Source organism: Vibrio cyclitrophicus (genome assembly GCF_024347435.1).
Classification (GTDB): Bacteria; Pseudomonadota; Gammaproteobacteria; order Enterobacterales; family Vibrionaceae; genus Vibrio; species Vibrio cyclitrophicus.
The window spans coordinates 1,099,288-1,118,566 of record NZ_AP025481.1; the positions used below are offsets into that span (position 1 = coordinate 1,099,288).

Consider the following 19,279-nt stretch of genomic DNA (forward strand, 5'->3'; position numbering starts at 1 on the left):
TTCAAAAACACTAAATTAAGATAGTGAACAATGAACGACACAATCAGATGCTTTTCTTCAATGACTACGAACTCAACCGTACGCATAACGCTCTAGGCTGTGGTTAGATAGCTTCTACTCATTGTACCCACCACCTTGTAGCACGATATTTAAGTGTAGGCTTAGAACGCAATACAGCTAGGTTAATGCGCTACAAGCTGAGTTAACTGCTTTTGTTGCTAAACCAACCGCCGTCATAGCTAACCATCTCATTCACATACCCCATTTGAGTACAAGGTGCACCCGCTATAACGAACGAGCACGCACAAAAAAGCCGAGCATTACGCTCGGCTTTTAAATTCAGTGTTTGGACTAAAGCATTTATGCTTAAAGTCTACGCTACAGGTTGATTAACCTTCGCTGCGCTCTGGACGACGACCACGGTTGCCGCCATTAGCGTTACCATGACCACGTTCGCCACGGAAGTTACCACGGTGATCGCCACCACGGTTACGGTCAAAGCGACGTTCGCCATCACGACCACCAGCAGAGTTACCATCACGTGCACCGTCACGGTTGCCACGGTAGCCACCACGACCGCCATTGCCACCTTCACGGTTACCACCTTCGCGATTACCGCCTTCACGATTACCACGGTAGCCGCCGCCATCACGACCGCCACGACCGCCACGGTTGCCATCACGACCACCGCCGCCACGACGAGGCTCACGGAAGTCATTGAAATCAACAACTACAGCGCCAGCTTCTTTTTGGCGAATACGAAGTTTGCTTAGCTTACCAGCAGTTTCAGAGTTCATTGCTTTTGGCAGTTGAACGTAAGTAGAACCTTGGTCAAGCTTGATAGCACCGATAGAACCTTTAGTTAGGCCAAGTTCGTTTGCTAGTGCGCCAACAATGTCTTTAACCTGAACACCTTGCTCACGGCCAACTTGTAATTGGTAAGTATCCCAATCTTGCGTATTGAAGTTGCGACCACCACCGTCACGGCCGTTATCACGATCTTCACGACGCTCTTTACGACGATTCTTATCACGCTCAATAGCAGCAATCATTGGGTCTTCGCCAACGTAGAATAGTGGGCTCTTACCTTGCTGACGTTTAAGAAGCATTGCAGCTAGAGTAGCAGCATCAACTTCTAGAGATTCTTGAAGAGTAGAGATAAGACCTGCAAAGTTTTCTAGTGCTTTGCTTTCTTTCTCTGTTTCAAGTTCAGCGCCAAGCTTAGCAACACGTGCAGCAGCAACTTGGTCACGTAGAGGAAGTTGGATTTCTTCCATAGATGACTTAGTCACGCGCTCGATAGTGCGAAGCATACGGATTTGGTTTGTGCGAACTAGTAGGATCGCTTTACCTTTACGTCCAGCACGGCCTGTACGACCAATACGGTGAATGTAAGATTCAACATCGAATGGGATGTCGTAGTTAAATACGTGAGTGATACGTGGAACATCAAGACCACGAGCTACAACGTCAGTTGCAACTAGGATATCGATAACACCTTGTTTGATGTGATCAACAGTGCGCTCACGTAAAGACTGAGGAATATCACCGTGCAGTGCAGCAGCCTTGAAGCCACGTGCAGATAGCCAATCAGCTAGACGCTCAGTGTCTTGACGAGTACGTACGAATACGATTGACGCGTCAGTTTCTTCAGTTTCTAGAAGACGAGACATTGCTTCGTCTTTTTCTACGCCTTTAACAACCCAGAAATTCTGCGCTACTTTGTCAACTGTGTGGTTAGTACCAGCAACGTCAACTCGTGCAGGGTTACGTAGGTAACGGTCAACAATAGTCTTAACCATTGGAGGCATAGTTGCAGAGAAAAGTACACGTTGTGCAGTTTCTGGAGCTTGCTCAAGAATCCAAGTAACGTCATCTACAAAACCCATTTTTAGCATTTCATCTGCTTCATCAAGAACAAATGTGTGCGCTTCATCTAGGTGTAGACGGTCACGAGTTAGTAAATCTTTAACACGACCTGGAGTACCAACAACAATGTGAGCACCGCGGCTTAGAGCACGCATTTGGTCAACAATTGAAGCACCGCCATAGATTTCAAGAACTTTAAGACCGTTGATGTCACGACCTAAGTTTTTGATTTCTGCAGCAACTTGAATCGCTAGCTCACGAGTAGGAGCCATGATGATTGCTTGTGGTTTGTGTTGGTTCAGGTTGATTTTGTTAAGCAAAGGCAGAGAGAATGCTGCTGTTTTACCAGTACCAGTCTGTGCTTTACCTAGTGCGTCACGGCCTTCAAGAAGAAGAGGAATAGCTGCTGCTTGGATTGGAGTTGGAGAAACGAAACCCATGCTATCAAGAGCTGAAAGAATGTTATCGTTTAGGGCTAATTCATTAAATTGAATTACAGATTCGGACATTGGGATCCCACTATATATAAGTAAACAAAAGGTCCCGGGAGCTCTATCAATTCCAATACTGATCCAATCAGATACTGATTCCATTCAGAGTTACGAAGCAGTAATAAAACACTTCAAGCCATTAGGGACGTCTAAGGGAGGCGGATTATTCCCTAAATGCATAAAAAAAGCCAGAAAAAATTGAAATACATCACATATTTTTCGGTTTTATATCAATACTGGTTATCATATCGTCAAAACTTGATGAATATCTCGTCATCGAGTTTCTGCTACGTCGAATTGATAGAGTTAAATAAGTGGGCAATTAATTTCAGTCCACTTCGGCTTTAAGTAGTAATCAGCTCTCGCAATGATTATAGTGTGCTCAATTGCCCTCGTTAGATAAAAGTAAGATGTTTCAAGATAATCCTCTACTCGCTCAGCTAAAACAGCAAATCCAAGAAACCCTCCCTAAAAAGGAAGGTACGATCAAAGCCACTGAAAAAGGGTTTGGTTTTCTCGAAGTCGATAGCAAAACAAGCTTCTTCATTCCGCCTCCATATATGAAAAAATGTGTACACGGCGACAAAGTCATTGCAATCATTCGTACAGAGAAAGAACGCGAAGTAGCCGAACCAGAGGAATTGGTTGAACAAGGTCTTACTCGCTTCATCGCACGAGTGAAGCTTTTCAAAGGTCGATTGAACGTTGTTCCTGATCACCCGCAACTGAAAAAGCTGCAACTAAAAGCAAAAGCTAAGAAAGGCTTAAACCCTGAAACGCTAAAAGAAGGCGACTGGGTTGTCGCTCACATCGTTCAACACCCATTAAAAGGTGATAACGGTTTCTTAGCTCAGATCTCAGAGAAAATCACCGATGCCGATGACAAAATCGCGCCTTGGTGGGTAACGTTGGCACAAAACGACCTACCAAACAGCGAACCTGAAGGCATCGACAACTGGCAAATCAACGATGACGCAGATCTTGAACGCGTAGACATGACGCACGTACCTTTTGTGACCATTGATGGTGAAAGCACGAAAGATATGGACGATGCCCTTTACGCCAAGAAGAAAGAGAACGGTGATTTTGAACTGACTATCGCGATTGCTGATCCAACGGCTTACATCTCTCCAGATGATTCTATGGATAAAGTCGCTCGTGAACGTGGCTTCACGATTTACCTACCAGGTCGTAACATCCCAATGTTGCCTCGTGACTTGGCTGACAACTTATGTTCGCTAATAGAGAACGAAGTTCGCCCTGCACTTTGCTGCACAGTAACAGTGTCTAAAGACGGTGTTATCGGTGATGACATTAACTTCTTCGCTGCGAACATCAAATCTCACGCGCGTCTTGCTTACGATCACGTATCTGACTGGCTAGAAACAGGCACATCAGAGAAATGGCAGCCATCAGAAGAGATCGCTGTGATTGTTTCTGACCTCCACCAATTTGCACAAGCACGTTCAGCATGGCGCTCTACAAACGCTGTTGTGTTCCCAGACCGCCCTGACTACCGCTTTGAGCTTAGCGAAGATAACGATGTTGTCGCTATTCACGCAGACATGCGTCGCAGTGCAAACAAGTTAGTTGAAGAATCAATGATCAGCGCGAACATCTGTGCAGGCCGAGTACTAAAAGAAAGCTTTAACCAAGGTGTGTTTAACTGTCACTCTGGATTTAAAGCAGAGAAATTAGCAGATGTTCTAGAACTGGTTAATCCAGAAGCCGAAACACCATTTACAGAAGAGCAGATCGTTTCTCTAGAAGGCTTCGCAACTTTGCGTCGTTGGTTAGGTTCTTTAGACAACAGCTACTACGACAACCGTATTCGTAAATTCCAAGCGTACAGCGAGATCAGCAATGAACCTGCGCCACACTACGCTATGGGTTTAGACATTTACGCAACTTGGACTTCTCCAATTCGTAAATACGGTGACATGATTAACCACCGCATGCTTAAAGCACACATCCTAGGTAAAGCGCCAATTCAAACGCCAGATGAAACGATTGGTGATGAACTTGCTCTGCACCGTCGTCACCACGGTATGGCTGAACGTAATGTGGGCGATTGGTTGTATGCTCGCACTCTAGCAAACGCTCCGGCAAACGAAACTCGCTTCCAAGCTGAGATCTTCGATATTAACCGTGCTGGCATGCGTGTTCGCCTACTTGAGAATGGTGCTGCCGCGTTTATCCCTGGCTCTCTCATTATTGATAATAAAGAGAGAATCGAGTGCAACAGTGATTTGGGTACTGTATCTATCGATAAAGAAATGGTATACAAACTGGGAGACGTTTTAGAAGTAGTTCTCTCAGAAGTTAATCAGGAAAACCGTAACTTAGTAGCAAAGCCTACTCAAGTTTTTGCGGACTTGCCTAGCGAGCCTGAAACGACAAATGAAACCGAAGCTTAAGAGCTTTAAAGGTTAGGCTTGCAAGTTTAGTCTTTCAAGGTAAAAAGCTTCAAAGGTTCACTTCTAAAGGCGCTAATAAATAGCGCCTTTTTTGTAAATATCTCATGCTTAAACAATACTAAAACCAATAAGCAACTCGTTTACAACGTCAAAGAAGCGTACTATGTCATCGATTACAGTTACTCAATTCAGAAACTTTATTCCCAGGAAACGTGAACGTTACCCTGCCTCTAAAAACGGTATCTTCATCGTATCCAAAGGCAGCATCTCTTTTACGCTGCCTAATGGCAACGAGGCTTCGTTGCAAGCAGGCGATTTCACTCTTTACAATTCAGGACAGATTAAAGACGTCAATATAAATACTGAAAATGGTGAATTCAGTGCGACTTGTTTAGATTTTGATTTAACTATTTTTCAGAAGTTCATTAATCAGTTTAGTGATTTAGAATCCACCCGGATCCCAGATAAATACATTAAGTTCAACAAAACTGACACGGATATATGTCACTTAAAAGAACTCATCCTTTCCCTTGCTAATGCACCAACTCAAAACGACTATGCTCTCACCCAATTAGGTTTAAGCCTATTGTCGCTGATGGTAGAGCAATACCCGGCTTTACTCATGATTATCGCTCGTGCTTCTAGCTTGACCGTGACACAAAAGGTCATCCATTACATTGAACAGAACATAGAAAATAATATCTCTCTCGATACTCTAGCCAGTTATATGGGGATGTCACCAGCCACACTTAAACGCCGTTTATCGGCCGAAGACCTTTCCTTTTCAAATCTCTTGAAAATAAAGCGCATTGCCCATGCTGCTACTCAGCTCAGAACATCGAACAAATCGATTACTCAAATCGCTTACGAATCTGGATTTAAAAGCGCGGCACACTTCAGTACCGCTTTTAAAACCTATCATGGCAAGACTCCAAAAGACTTCCGTTCATTGATTACACAAGCACAGATGCAAAACATGAAGCCGCAAGTTTAGAAGGTTGAATAACATCATTATTGGGAGTATGAGGAAGAGTTCAGCTTTTGGTATCAAGTCGTTAGTGCGCCATTAGCGAGCATATAAGCAGATAGTTAGGACCAAAAGTACGATTTAGGATCTTTTTCTATTTCAGCCAGAATAGCATCAAGATCCTTTGATTTCGCGAGGTAAGGATAAGGCCCCCAATTTACAGAGTCACTTTCCGAATCATCCTCAAGCGGCACCGTGACCAACCAGCATGATAACGATTCATCAAAAGTCACACAGGCAATGTCGTTTGTATAATCACTGTGGGAAGAGTCAAGCAAATAATGCGCCTGAGAAAACAGCACACCGCCCTCACATGCTTCATAGAGGGATTTGCCTAGCTCCACAGGTAAACTGCGATTGCGAGAAGTACAGAGCCGTTCAGCCCCAATTAAAAGACGATTCAGTTCTATATGAATGACGGACATAACACCCCTTGCGACTTCCTAGAGCCCCCTAAGTAGCGAGTTCATTTACTTAGCTTAGAACTCAACAAACATTTTAGCGAATAAGCTCAAACAAAATACCCGTCTTGCTCTCATAAACAAAGCTACCTCCTATGAACCCATCAAACGGTTAGCGACAACGACAACTTATTTACACCAGGCTATCTTAAGCCAAGCTCGCTCTTATAAGCCCGCCTAGCCGTCATGCCGCACACGAATAGAATTTCACAAAAGTGTCATATAACCAACCTATGATATGCGACAAATGTTATTAACTAGGAGTTGTTTATGTTACGAGTCGCGCTAGCCTCTCTTTTATCCTTAGCCCTGTCTTCTCATGCTGCTTTTGCACAAGAAACCAATATTTCGGGCTCCACTTCTGTAGCGCGAGTTATGGATGTATTAGCAGAGGAGTACAACAAGACTCACCCTGACAACTATATTGCAGTTCAGGGTATTGGCTCTACAGCCGGGATTACGATGGTGAATAAAGGTGTATCTGAGATCGGTATGAGCTCACGCTACTTAACCAACCGTGAGCAGAACGAAAAATTGAAGGTGTTCCCAATCGCCTTTGACGGTCTAGCGGTTGTAACCAATCGTTCAAATGCTGTAAATAACGTTACCCGTGAGCAATTGTTTGATATCTACAAAGGCAAAATAACGAACTGGAAAGAAGTCGGCGGTGCAGATCAACCTATCGCGGTTGTAACTCGTGAAGCATCTTCCGGATCTCGTTATAGCTTCGAAAGCTTGCTTGGTTTAACTCAAATCATTAACGACCGTCTAGTGTCTGATATCAATCCAAATAACTTGGTTGTAAACAGTAATAGCATGGTAAAAACGATTGTTAACCATAACCCACATGCTATTGGTTTTATCTCTGTTGGTTCTATCGATCGTTCGATCAAAGCGATCACCTTTGAAGGCGTTGAGCCAACCTCAAAGAACATTGCTAACCACAGCTATGAATTGGCTCGCCCATTCTTATTACTACACAAATCAGACTCTGTTTCTGACGAGAGTAAAGATTTCATTAAATTCGTGAAGTCAAAACAAGGGCAAGATCTTATCGAAGAGTACGGTTATACACGTATTAAGTAACGACTCTTAGATAGAGTAAATGCGAGATATCGTATAAACAAAAAGAGAGAGCACTAAGCTCTCTCTTTTTTGAATCTATAATCTTTATTTAAGAGTTATACCACTTACAACAAAGTACTAAAAGTGCAGTTGGATTACCGAAACAATCACAGCACCAGGGCGACGAACACCTTCGATTTCTACACGAATTTCGCGTTCAATCTCTAAGCCTTTCTTAATTGGCGTCACTTTCGTTAGCGTACTTTTAGCGCGAACATTACTACCTGACTTTACAGGGTATGGAAAACGTACTTGGTTAAGACCAATGTTTACAACCATCTTCGCTGTTGGGAATTGAGATTTGTCCGGGTCAACACTGTCTGTCAATCGAGGAAGCAGCGATAACGTTAAAAAACCATGTGCGATGGTTGTTTTGAACGGAGAGTCTGTTTCAGCTTTAGAAGGTTCAGTATGGATCCATTGCATATCTTCAGTAACAAGGCCGAATTGATTAATACGGTCTTGACTAACATTGATCCAGTCACCAGTATGAATCACTTCACCAATCTGCTGTTTAAGCTCATCAAACACAAGTTGTGCTTCGGGCTTTAGCACGATTGGCTGCTCAATTGGCATCTCTGGTGCATCTTCGTTTACCGCTGGTTTGTGGTGATCACGAACCCACGCGAAAAAATGGCTGTTTTGCGTACGGTTTAGAAAGTCGCCCCAGTAATCTCTAAGAGCTGGAGACATCCATTGCATAAACTCTGAGTGTTGCGAAGACATGCTATCGCCTCGGTGTTTAAATAAATCAATGACTTTCATAAGAACCTCAATGCACAGAAAATTTCAATATAACTTCGTAATTTTGAAACACTTCACACTATTGTGCAAATGTTTTCGAGCATACACCCGTTAGCTGAACCTTGATATTTCCTTAATAAACAGAAACTTAATAATAAAACATCATTTTATTACAAAACCCAAATTAGAGCATTAGCTCTACCACATAGTAAACATTTGATTATATAAATAGCATTTTTATTCACATGTGGAATAAAAAAGGCTTAGCGCAACACTAAGCCTTTTGTAGAAATGAGCTTACAAGGAGTTAATATCCAACGATTAACTCACAAGTAGTCAAATTCCTTACTCATCATCCAATGGCACTAACTTAGTATTACCACCGTGTGCCTTTTCACGCTTACGTTGCACGAATGCATAGAAGCCAGGGATTAGGAACGTACCGGCGAGTAGCACACATAACAGACCACCAATCAATGAAATACCCAGAGAGTTCTGACTTACATGACCTGCGCCCGCAGCGAAGATGAGTGGGAATATGCCAAGGATAAATGACCAAGAGGTCATGTTCACAGCGCGGAAACGCAATGTACCGCCCTTAACAGCCGCATCTTCGATTGATGCATCTTTCTCTTCACGTTCAACTTTCGCGAACTCCACAATCAAGATCGCGTTCTTCGCGGCCAAGGCTATCAAGAGTACCAAACCAATTTGTGCATAAAGGTTCAGTGGTGTACCGGTTAAATTCAGCGCTAAAAAGGAACCTAAGGTTGCGACAGGGACCACTAAGATAATCGCAATAGGTATTGTCCAACTCTCGTACTGAGCCACCATAAACAGGTAGATGAAGATCAGTGCCAGCGCAAATGCAAAAATAGCTTGGTTGCCTGCCAGTACTTCTTGGTAAGCCATACCGGTCCATTCGTACTGATAACCCTGAGGTAAGACGTCAGCGGCCACACGCTCCATTGCTGCAATCGCATCACCACTTGAATAGCCCGGTGCAGGTTGCCCTTGAATCACCGCACTGCGGTACATGTTGTAACGCCATGCTACATCAGGTTCGAAGATCTGATCGTAAGTCACCAAAGTGCTTAGCGGAATCATTTCACCGTTAGACGAGCGTACATGGAAACGTTGCAGGTCATCCATACTGCTACGGTGTTCGCTGTCAGCTTGCATGGTTACACGGAAATTCTTACCAAACATGGTGAAGTCGTTCACGTACAACGAGCCAAGGTTACCTTGTAGCGTTTGGAAGATTTCCGACAACGGAATACCTAACTGCTGTGCTTTCTCACGGTCAATATCAACATAGTAGTGAGGCACGTTGGCACGGAATGTACTGAATGTGTGTGAAATCTCAGGCTGTTTCGTGGCCTCAGCAATCACGTCATTCATTACCATTGCCAAATCAGTGCGGCTTCGACCTAGTGTATCTTCAAGAACAAACTCAAAACCAGATGCTGCACCCATGCCAGGTACCGCAGGAGGCCCCATAGCAAAAACAATCGCTTGAGGTAATTCAGTTGCTGCTCGGCCATTAATACGACGAGAAATAGCAGAAGCTGAGTGCTCACCCTCTAATGCGTTGCGCATATCCCAATCGTGAAGCTTGATAAATAACGACGCACCATTTGACGCTGAAGCACCCGTCATGAACGCGTAACCATTAACCAGAGTCACACCATCAACACCCGGCTCTTGCTCTACCATCTCGAGTAATTGCTCTGTCACGTCTTCAGTACGAGATAACGATGCCGCATCCGGTAGTTGTACGTTAACTAGCAAAATACCTTTATCTTCTTGAGGTACGAACGCTGTAGACGTCGTCTTCGCAAAGTAAGTAACGGCAGCCAATGCAACAACAAAGAAGGTAAATAGCAGAACACCCTTTTTCACAAGGAAGCCAGCGATTTGACCATATTTGTTAGTCACATTTTCTAAACCACGGTTAAACGCTTGGTACCAACGTGCCGTGTTACCCCCCCCCTGCTTAAGGACCAGCGAACACAGTGCAGGAGAAAGCGTTAGTGCGTTAATAGAAGAGATAACAACCGCAATACAGATAGTCAGAGCGAATTGACGGTACATGATACCAGTGATACCTGGCAGCATAGCTACAGGTATGAAAACGGCTAACAGAACCAAGGTTGAAGTTACGATAGGACCGGTTACTTCCTTCATCGCAATCAGTGTGGCTTTACGTGGGGAGATCGTCGGATCTTTGGCCATGGTAGTATCAACGTTTTCGATAACCAAGATCGCATCATCTACTACGATACCGATCGCTAAGATCAAACCAAACAACGTCACGGTGTTGATAGTAAAGCCTGTCATCTGCATGATCGCAAAAGTACCAATCAGAGATACCGGAATCGCAACCACTGGAATCAACGTCGCACGGGCACTACCTAAGAATAGGTAAGTCACCGCGATTACCAACAAAATAGCTTCGATTAGCGTCTTAACTACCCCTTTTATCGATTCAGCAACGAAGACCGTGGTGTCATAACTCGCTTCATAAGCAACGCCTTCAGGGAAGTTTTTGCTTAAATTGTCCAGCATTGCCATTACCGCCTTACCACTTTCCAACGCATTTGCATCAGATTGTAGAGAAAGCGTTACGATTGAAGCATCTTGACCTCGGTATTTACCGTTGCCGTCGTAGAACTTTTTACCCAGTTCAACACGTGCAACATCTTTTAGGTAAATACTTGAACCATCTTGATTTGCTCGTAGAACAACGTTTTCAAATTCATCAGCCGTTTCTAATCGGCCTTTTGTTACCAAGTTGAACTGAACTTCCTGCGGGTTACTGTAAGGTGCAGCACCAATTCGTCCAGCAGCCACTTGAACGTTCTGTTCAGCCAACGCGCCATAAACATCTGATGTAGTTAAATTTAGGTTAGCCATTTTCTCAGGGTCTAACCAAACACGCATCGAATATTCACCACCACCCAACACGTTCACTTCACTAATTCCCGACACACGAGCCAATTGGTCTTTAATGTTTAAGTTTACGTAGTTAATTAGGAACTGATCGTCGTACTCACCGTTTGGCGAGTAGAAGTTCAATACCATCAACAAGTCAGGTGAACGTTTCTTAACTGTTACACCCACCATTCTTACTTCTTGGGGAAGTTTCGATTCGATTTGGGCAACTCGGTTCTGAACGTTGACCTGAGCCATATCGGCATCAGTACCCACGTCAAAGGTCACGTTAAGGTTGTACGAACCATCGTTAGCACTTTTAGAAGACATATAGATCATATCTTCTACGCCGTTAACCGACGTTTCTATGGGGTCGGCTATAGCCTGTTCTACAACTTCAGCACTTGCACCTGTGTAGTATGCTGACACGCTAACAGAAGGTGGGCTAATTTTTGGATATTCAGCCACAGGCAAGATAGCGAGAGAAATCGCACCTGCCAGCGTCAATATAATGGATATTACAAGGGCAAACTTAGGCCTTTGAATAAAGAAACGACTTAACATAACTACGCCCCTTACTCGGCTTGTTCAGCAGCAGAAGGCTGGATGCGAACAGACATACCATTACGCACACGCTGCAAGCCCTGAGTGATGACCGCGTCGCCTTTCTCTAGTCCAGAGTGAACGATTACACCACCTTCAACCTGTCGACCCATTTCGATATTTCTACGCTCAGCCACAGGGGTTGCTTCGCCTTCGACCAACACCATTACAAAGTCACCTTCTAAGTCGGTTTGAACCGCACGACGAGGAATAGTCACAACATCAATAGATTGTTTATCACGAAGATCAACACGAACGTGCTGTCCTGGAAGCAATTGTTGTGCTGGGTTATCAGCAATGGCACGCATTGCGATCGTACCGGTATTCAGGTTAATTCGGTTACCTAAGAAGTCGAGCTGGCCTAGGTGTTCAAATACTTCACCACTTTCCAACACAATCTCAACTTCAACACGCGCAGAGTCGCTGCTGCCATCACCTTCAATACGATCCATGCCTAGCTCAATACGCTCACGTTCACTAATACTAAATGAAGCATGGATTGGGTCTAAACTAACCAAGGTAGTCAGTACACCCGAAGACGGTGAAACCAGATCACCTTTACTCACTTTAGTGTCACTGATTCTTCCAGAAAAAGGCGCAACGATTTTGGTATGCGAAAGCTGAACGTTAGCTGCATTTAACTGAGCGTGGCTCGCTTCAAGTTGCGCTTGAGAACCTAATAAAGAAGCGGTCAATGCATCAAATTCAGATTGAGAAATACTGCCTTTCGGAAGTAGGTTTTTACCTCGGTTGAAATCAAGCTCGGCTTTTTTAAGGTTGGCATTCGCTTGAGCAACAGACGCTTTTGCACTTGCTACTTCAGCTTCAAATGAAGAAGGTTCGATTGAGTAAAGCAATTGACCTTTTTCGACCATTTGGCCTTCTTTGAAATGACGGCTTTGTAAATAACCAGAAACCTGCGCTATGATCGCCGTGTCTTCAACGGCTTCAATACGACCGATATACGACTTACTTTGCTGGTGAGAAATAACACTAACATCCTGTACAGCTACGAGAGGTAAAGGCGCCTGGTTGGTATTTTGGGCGTCTTGCCCGCACCCAGCAAGAAAAAGAGAGCTTGCAAGAGCCGTAAGGATTAACTTTTTACGCATGGTTATACCGTCACTTATGAGAAATTGAACAGCATAAAAGTTACGTAACACAAATGCCTAAAATGTCCGAGGAATATCAATTATTACTTGAAATGTGTTTCAACGTGTAACACGAAACCTGATGCTTATAAAACACTTACAAACAAGTAACAATTTTACCCCAAATCACCCTTCCCACTTTTATCAACTAGGTATATTGACTAACATCATGTATCTTCGTACATAAGCATTCATATTTAATTACTTAAGGTAATTCACATGATTTCAAAATGGGCTAAACGTTTCTATCAAATGGCCGAGTTGGTTGGTTCTTGGAGTAAGGACCCATCAACACAAGTTGGTGCGGTAATTACTAAACATAACCGCATTGTCTCGGTGGGCTTTAATGGCTATCCTCATGGCGTATCTGACAGTGCTGATACTGATGATCGTGAAATGAAGTACCTCAAAACTCTGCATGCCGAAGAGAACGCAATTCTATTCGCCAAGCGTGATTTAGATAGCTGCGAAATTTGGGTGACTCACTTCCCTTGTCCTAACTGTGCTGCAAAGATCATCCAAACGGGTATCTCTGCCGTTCATTGCCCAGAACAAAGTGAGGACTTCCTTTCTCGTTGGGGAGACAAGATCAAAGTAAGCCAAGATATGTTTGAGCAAGCTGGTGTAACCGTCGATTGGTTACCACTCGCTGATTTAGACTAACTTCAGTAGGTGATCTGAAGTCGCGATCTCTACAAGCAAACTGCCCTGATAAGTACGTTGCCGCTAGCGTAGAGCTAGATTCCAAGTACAAAAAAGCCGAGAGTCGATATGATCGCTCTCGGCTTTTTATTTATTTCAGTAAAACTAACCTAACTAGGACATGCTTATACGCGCAACCTAGTTCAAACAGGAAAACTAGATTAAGCGCTAGCTGGAAATTCCAACGCGTACGCTTCCATAAAATCTTTGCGAATATCTTGCTCTAAGTGAACGGCTTTTTCCGTTGGGCAGAAAATCATAAAATGCACTTCTTGCTCGCCCGTTGAGCTGCTTGTGATATGAATATGAGGTTCAGAGCCTGGAAGGTCAACGCCAGCGTGCTTCTCGATCACACCATTATAACGACGGGCAACATCGATAAACTCTTCACAATGCTCTTCAATTTTCACGATAAGATCCGGCACCATTGGGTATAGATTTACAAAGTCTTTTACCGTCACAAAAAAGTTGTGATAGACATAGCGCTTCATGAAGTTGAGGTTCTTTACCGGATAAGTGAAGAACATGCTATTAGGTAGCGTGGCTGTCTTGCCAGTGAAGTGGTATTGCCCGTGATACAAATCGATTTCTTGAATCACAGTCGCCATCAAATTGTGCTCAATCACCTCACCACTGATTTTACCTACCTCAATCCAATCACCAATTCGGAACGAACGTGAACTCGCTCGCTGAATAGAGCCAGTGAAACACAAAATGATCTCTTTCGAAGCCACGACTATCGCAACGGCAATGGCAGTTACAGACAGTGCAAACTCGCTTATTTCAGGTTTCCACAAAACAAACATAGTGAACACAATCACAGCAAAAGTGCCGTTCTTTGTTCGTGACATCCAATTACGCTGGTCTTCACTAAGGAAAGCAACATCACCGCGAATTCGAGACAAGGTGATTCGACGGATGATTAAAATAATGCAAATGATCAGTGCACTAAAAATAAATTTATGAGCGAGTAGGAAATCTATTACTTGCCACATCTTTTCCATTACTTATTCCTTTAGCATTAAAACATTGAGCTCTATAACAATGAGCTTTATAGCGACTAACTCAACCATATTTAGGTCGATACAACACATTATAAAAAAGCGCTCAGAAATGGAGCGCTTTTTCGTGCCTAAATTAGCTTAGCTTAGCTTAGCTTAGCTTAGCTTAGCTTAGGTAAGGCTATCATTTTATCTTGGCAGAAGTAATAAATTGGCCAAAAGTTTCACACCAAATCACAACCGTATTAAATCGATTAAGATCAGTACTTTCCGGAAGGTTAACCATAAATCGGTCGAATGTTTTCACATCTCCCACTCTCAGTAACTCGATTTTACTTTCATTAAAGGCTTGCTCGGTTTCAATAAACTTAGGAGAAAGGTAAACCTTATAATCCGGCCCCGGTGCCAGTTCACCTTCAAAAGCGATCGCACTTTCAGACACAGAAACGATGCCTTCTCCCCAATGTAAGAAGTCACTGTCTTGACGGTCTTTGCTGAACTCACCTGTGTAGATAGCCTGTTGGCTGATCGCTTCAACCGAACTTGAAGACGGAGAATCAGGCTCAATCAAGATAGGTAGCGCATAAACACCAAGCCCAAAACCAACAGCACCCACGGCTAAGTGGGTACAAAGTAAAACTAACTTTTTCATCGCGTACTCCCTTATGCTTAAAGAGAGTATTATTGAATACCCTCAAAAATACAAAGAGATATCGCGTTTCAAACGGCTATTTTTGGTAATGTGTTGCCGTGCGTTGAGACAATTCGACAATCACTTTTACCGCTTGCTCCATACCTTGAATGGTAATAAATTCATGAATACCATGAAAGTTATAGCCACCAGTAAAGATGTTCGGACATGGTAGACCCATGAAAGATAAGCGAGCACCGTCTGTACCACCTCGGATAGGTTTGATCATTGGCTCAACATCGCATTCAATCATCGCTTGCTTTGCTAGCTCGATAATATGTTGATGTGGTTCAACCATCTCTTTCATATTGAAGTAGCTATCAGTTAGCACCAACTCAACACTGCCTTTCTCAAGACGCTCGTTCAGTTCATCCACTTTCTGTTGCATGAATGTCTTACGCGCTTCTACACCCTCACGTTCAAAATCACGGATGATATAACCCAGCTCAGAGCGAGCCACACCCATTTCAGCCGATTTCAAATGGTAGAAGCCTTCATAACCTTCAGTGCACTCTGGTGTATCTTGCGCTGGCATCATCAATTGGAATTGCGCAGCGATGTTCATTGAGTTCACCATTTTACCTTTTGCGGTACCCGGGTGAACGTTCACGCCATGACATATAACGTCAGCGCTCGTGGCATTGAAGTTCTCAAATTCCAATTCCCCTACTGGCCCACCATCGATGGTGTACGCCCACTCGGCGCCAAACTTTTCAACATCAAACAGGTTTGCACCACGGCCAATTTCTTCGTCTGGCGTGAAACCAATACAAATATCGCCATGTTTGATGTCTGGATTCGCTTTAAGATGGGCAATCGCACTGATGATTTCAGCGATACCCGCCTTGTTATCAGCGCCAAGTAGAGTTGTACCGTCTGTAGTGATAAGGTCATGACCGTGTAGGCCATCAAGGTCCGAGTATTGGCTTGGGTTCAAACTCTCACCACTTGTACCCAATTCAATCGTGCCACCTTGGTAATCTTTGATCACTTGTGGTTTCACATTTGCTCCTGAAGCATCAGGAGCGGTATCCATATGCGCTACAAAACCAATAGCAGGAACCGCGTAATCAACATTAGACGGCAGCTTCGCCATCAAATACCCATTTTTGTCTAAAGAGACGTCCGCTAATCCCAATGCGACCAATTCTGATTTTAAGACTTCAGCAAACGTATTTTGCCCCGGAGAACTTGGGCACTGCTGATTAGAGGGATCGGATTTAGTATCAAAAGTAACGTAATTCAGGAAACGTTCTACAAGCTTTTCCATAATTCATCTCACCATGGATTAAGTAATTGATTTACTGACCTAATTGTTATCTAAAAAAACGATGTAGTCTTCGATAAATACAAACACAAAGTCAGTAGCGAGGTTTTTCATCTTACGCCCCTGACCATCTGTGTAATTGCTCTAAATCATTATTGAGCGAAATTAAATAAGCCGCCTATACTGTAAAAAGAGGGTTTCGTCAGTTACACCTTGCACAGGGATGATAAACGATGACTTTGTACGCATTCTACGCCCTTCGCTCTCAGCCTAAAAAAAGTACAAAGTGGATGATGATCACAATTTATCCTTGATGCAGAATCTGTCATACGTTACACGGAGACACAGTTATGACGATTAATAAGTATTTCATTTTCTCTCCTCAAGCCTCTGAGGAAACGCTTCAACCAGTATTAACTGAGAAAGAAGTTCAAAGGCAGGAAGCTCTAAGACAGGCGCAGGCCCAAGGCGGGCTTGATACAAACGCTGCCTCTTAACTTAAGTTATACGACGTACCAATTTATAGTACCCCCAACAAATGAGCTCTACTTCTCTATGTCGTAGAGCTTTTTTTATGCTTGCCGATTTATTATCCATAAACCTTGGTACTGACCGAGTAAAGCAAACTCGCAACGCAAAAAAACGCCTGACTAAACCCACCAAAGCCATACCTTGTCGTGTCATTTTGTGCTAATAATTCATATTCGTTTTCATTCCTCACTCGCCCCTTTCAAAAACTATAACGCGAGTACCAGAGAACTTAACCACAGGAATCCCGAATTCAATGGAATACTCAAAACTAGGAAGTAGTCAAATTCCCGTTTCCCGAATCTGTCTAGGTAGCATGACTTGGGGGCTGCAAAATACTCAACAACAAGCTGACCAACAAATCGAATACGCACTAAGCCAAGGTATTAACTTTATTGATACCGCAGAGATGTACGCGGTGCCACCTTCACCTGACACTTACGGTAAAACAGAAGCGATTATCGGTAATTGGTTATCGCGTAATCCGCAGCGTCGCCAAGAATTAATCATCGCGAGTAAAATTGCCGGACCTGGACTTCCTTGGGTTCGAGATGGTGGTCCAATAACCGGTGAAGCCGTGATCGCAGCCGTTGACGCGTCATTAAAACGCCTACAAACAGACTATATCGACCTTTACCAACTTCATTGGCCAAATCGGACAACGCCTCACTTTGGTAAACATTTCCCAAATCATATTCGATTCAGCGATATCGACAGAAAACAACATGAAGCAGAGATGTTAGAAATCCTACAAGCATTAGCTAGCTGTATTAAGGCGGGTAAAATTCGCCATGTCGGGCTTTCAGATGATTCCACTTGGGGCATTAACACATACCTCAAGCTAAGCGAAAAGCATGATTTGCCGCGTATGGTCTCTATACAAAATGAATTTAGCCTGCTGCACGCAAAAGATTGGCCATATCTAATTGAGAACTGTGTGCATGAAGGTGTCGCTTATCTACCATGGTCACCTTTAGCTGCAGGCATGTTGAGTGGAAAGTACATCGATGGCGCAAGACCGGAAGGTAGCCGTTGGACTTACATGCAACGTAAAGGCATCTTCCGTGATACTGAAACTGCCAATGAAGCGGTTAAAGGCTATGTTGAAGTGGCGAACGCACACGGGTTTACACCGAGCCAACTTGCATTAGCATGGTGTAATCAAGTTGATGGTGTCACCTCCACAATTATTGGTGCAACCACCATGGAACAACTGAAAGAAAACGTAGCAGCTTTCAGCAAGCCTCTATCAGAAGAGATACTCACTGATATCAACACAGTGTTTAAGCGCTACCCTGTTCCATATTAAGCTATAAGTTCACCTAGCCTTCTCAGTTCAGCTTAATCTTAAGCAAGTAAATCAGATAAGAGCGCGCTATTTAGTGCGCTTTTCTTTTTTAAGTTGGTTGCTTTTTAGTGGATCGCATGAGTTATCACGCTTTTGGTTCTCCAACCTTTGCTCTATAATGCGCGGGCTTATATCTAGGATAAAAACATGATTTCAAAAAACCAATTAAAACTCCTTCGTGCTTTGGGCCAAAAGAAACAACGTAAAGCCCACGGCCAGTTTCTAGTTCAAGGTGAAAAGAACGTTCTTGAGCTGTTCAATAGTGACTTAGTTGTTAAGAACGTCTTTGCTACGGCTGATTTCTTATCTGAAAATCACGCATCACTATTTGAGTTTGATTGTGTTGAAGCTTCACTGGATGACCTAACCAAAGCAAGTACTTTGGTGAGTAACAACGCAGCGATTGCAGTTGTTGAGATCCCAACATTTGAACTACCAAAAGCAACTGGATTGATGATTGCGCTGGATGGTGTATCTGACCCAGGCAACCTAGGTACGATTATTCGCGTCGCAGACTGGTATGGCATTAAGCATATCGTTGCGAGCAGCGATTGTGCAGACCCATACAACCCGAAAACGATCAGCGCGACCATGGGCAGCTTTGGCCGAGTACATGTAAGCCAAACAGACTTACCTGAATACTTAGAGCAAGCGAACCTACCGGTTTACGGGGCGTTCTTAGAAGGCGAAAGTGTTCATAAGACGGAATTTACTGCCAATGGTATTTTACTGATGGGCAGTGAGTCTCACGGAATTCGTGAACAAGCCGCTAAATACGTGACTGATAAGATTACGATTCCAGCATTCGGTGGCGCGGAGTCTTTGAACGTAGCAATGGCGACAGGTATTATTCTCGACAACATGCGTCGTCAGCATAGCTCGATTTCATAAGCTAACGAGCCAATCGACAGTGTTCAGGT

The 19,279-nt window shown here is 43.6% G+C and carries 15 protein-coding genes; 7 read left to right on the plus strand and 8 right to left on the minus strand.

Annotated elements, in window-relative coordinates; all coding sequences use genetic code 11:
• Positions 1 to 389 precede the first annotated feature (389 nt).
• Complete coding sequence (locus OCW38_RS19775) at positions 390 to 2,378, minus strand: DEAD/DEAH box helicase (RefSeq protein ID WP_010431019.1); 1,989 nt, start codon at positions 2,376 to 2,378, stop codon at positions 390 to 392.
• Positions 2,379 to 2,770: 392 nt separating this feature from the next.
• Here OCW38_RS19775 and rnb point away from each other — a divergent pair, with 392 nt between their 5' ends.
• Both rnb and OCW38_RS19785 read left to right on the plus strand, forming a co-directional pair.
• Positions 2,771 to 4,777, plus strand: a complete 2,007-nt coding sequence (rnb, locus tag OCW38_RS19780; protein WP_010431021.1) for an exoribonuclease II — start codon at positions 2,771 to 2,773, stop codon at positions 4,775 to 4,777.
• A gap of 163 nt (positions 4,778 to 4,940) precedes the next feature.
• On the plus strand, positions 4,941 to 5,771 hold the full coding sequence (locus tag OCW38_RS19785; RefSeq protein ID WP_010431023.1) for a helix-turn-helix domain-containing protein: 831 nt from the start codon (positions 4,941 to 4,943) through the stop codon (positions 5,769 to 5,771).
• Positions 5,772 to 5,866: 95 nt separating this feature from the next.
• Here the strand turns inward: OCW38_RS19785 and OCW38_RS19790 are convergent, their stop codons facing one another.
• Positions 5,867 to 6,229, minus strand: a complete 363-nt coding sequence (locus tag OCW38_RS19790) for a DUF3024 domain-containing protein (RefSeq protein WP_010431025.1) — start codon at positions 6,227 to 6,229, stop codon at positions 5,867 to 5,869.
• Positions 6,230 to 6,535: 306 nt separating this feature from the next.
• Between OCW38_RS19790 and OCW38_RS19795 the strand changes: the two genes are divergently transcribed.
• Positions 6,536 to 7,351, plus strand: coding sequence for a phosphate ABC transporter substrate-binding protein (locus OCW38_RS19795; RefSeq protein WP_010431028.1), 816 nt, complete (start codon positions 6,536 to 6,538; stop codon positions 7,349 to 7,351).
• A 117-nt stretch (positions 7,352 to 7,468) separates the two neighbouring features.
• Here OCW38_RS19795 and OCW38_RS19800 read toward each other — a convergent pair whose 3' ends face one another.
• From OCW38_RS19800 to OCW38_RS19810, 3 genes are all read right to left on the minus strand, one after another.
• On the minus strand, positions 7,469 to 8,155 hold the full coding sequence (locus OCW38_RS19800) for a MaoC family dehydratase (RefSeq protein ID WP_010431031.1): 687 nt from the start codon (positions 8,153 to 8,155) through the stop codon (positions 7,469 to 7,471).
• A 324-nt stretch (positions 8,156 to 8,479) separates the two neighbouring features.
• Positions 8,480 to 11,632, minus strand: a complete 3,153-nt coding sequence (locus tag OCW38_RS19805; protein WP_010431034.1) for an efflux RND transporter permease subunit — start codon at positions 11,630 to 11,632, stop codon at positions 8,480 to 8,482.
• An 11-nt stretch (positions 11,633 to 11,643) separates the two neighbouring features.
• Positions 11,644 to 12,783 (minus strand): efflux RND transporter periplasmic adaptor subunit, encoded by a 1,140-nt coding sequence (locus tag OCW38_RS19810; protein ID WP_261895883.1) that lies wholly within the window; start codon positions 12,781 to 12,783, stop codon positions 11,644 to 11,646.
• A 258-nt stretch (positions 12,784 to 13,041) separates the two neighbouring features.
• On the opposite strand from OCW38_RS19810, the gene OCW38_RS19815 reads away from it, so the two are divergent.
• On the plus strand, positions 13,042 to 13,485 hold the full coding sequence (locus tag OCW38_RS19815; protein WP_010431039.1) for a dCMP deaminase family protein: 444 nt from the start codon (positions 13,042 to 13,044) through the stop codon (positions 13,483 to 13,485).
• A gap of 200 nt (positions 13,486 to 13,685) precedes the next feature.
• Here OCW38_RS19815 and OCW38_RS19820 read toward each other — a convergent pair whose 3' ends face one another.
• From OCW38_RS19820 to pepT, 3 genes are all read right to left on the minus strand, one after another.
• Entirely contained in the window at positions 13,686 to 14,528 is an 843-nt protein-coding gene (locus OCW38_RS19820; RefSeq protein WP_010431042.1) for a mechanosensitive ion channel family protein, read from the minus strand.
• 181 nt (positions 14,529 to 14,709) lie between these two features.
• Entirely contained in the window at positions 14,710 to 15,177 is a 468-nt protein-coding gene (locus OCW38_RS19825) for a DM13 domain-containing protein (RefSeq protein WP_016768777.1), read from the minus strand.
• A 76-nt stretch (positions 15,178 to 15,253) separates the two neighbouring features.
• A complete protein-coding gene (gene pepT, locus OCW38_RS19830; protein ID WP_261895886.1) occupies positions 15,254 to 16,486 on the minus strand; it encodes a peptidase T in 1,233 nt (410 codons plus the stop codon).
• A gap of 347 nt (positions 16,487 to 16,833) precedes the next feature.
• Between pepT and OCW38_RS19835 the strand changes: the two genes are divergently transcribed.
• The 3 genes from OCW38_RS19835 (at position 16,834) to OCW38_RS19845 (ending at position 19,250) form a co-directional block, all read left to right on the plus strand.
• Entirely contained in the window at positions 16,834 to 16,980 is a 147-nt protein-coding gene (locus OCW38_RS19835; RefSeq protein ID WP_010431051.1) for a hypothetical protein, read from the plus strand.
• A 347-nt stretch (positions 16,981 to 17,327) separates the two neighbouring features.
• Positions 17,328 to 18,320, plus strand: coding sequence for an aldo/keto reductase (locus OCW38_RS19840; RefSeq protein ID WP_391852439.1), 993 nt, complete (start codon positions 17,328 to 17,330; stop codon positions 18,318 to 18,320).
• Between the two features lie 186 nt (positions 18,321 to 18,506).
• A complete protein-coding gene (locus tag OCW38_RS19845) occupies positions 18,507 to 19,250 on the plus strand; it encodes an RNA methyltransferase (protein WP_102351203.1) in 744 nt (247 codons plus the stop codon).
• The last annotated feature ends 29 nt before the right edge of the window (positions 19,251 to 19,279 follow it).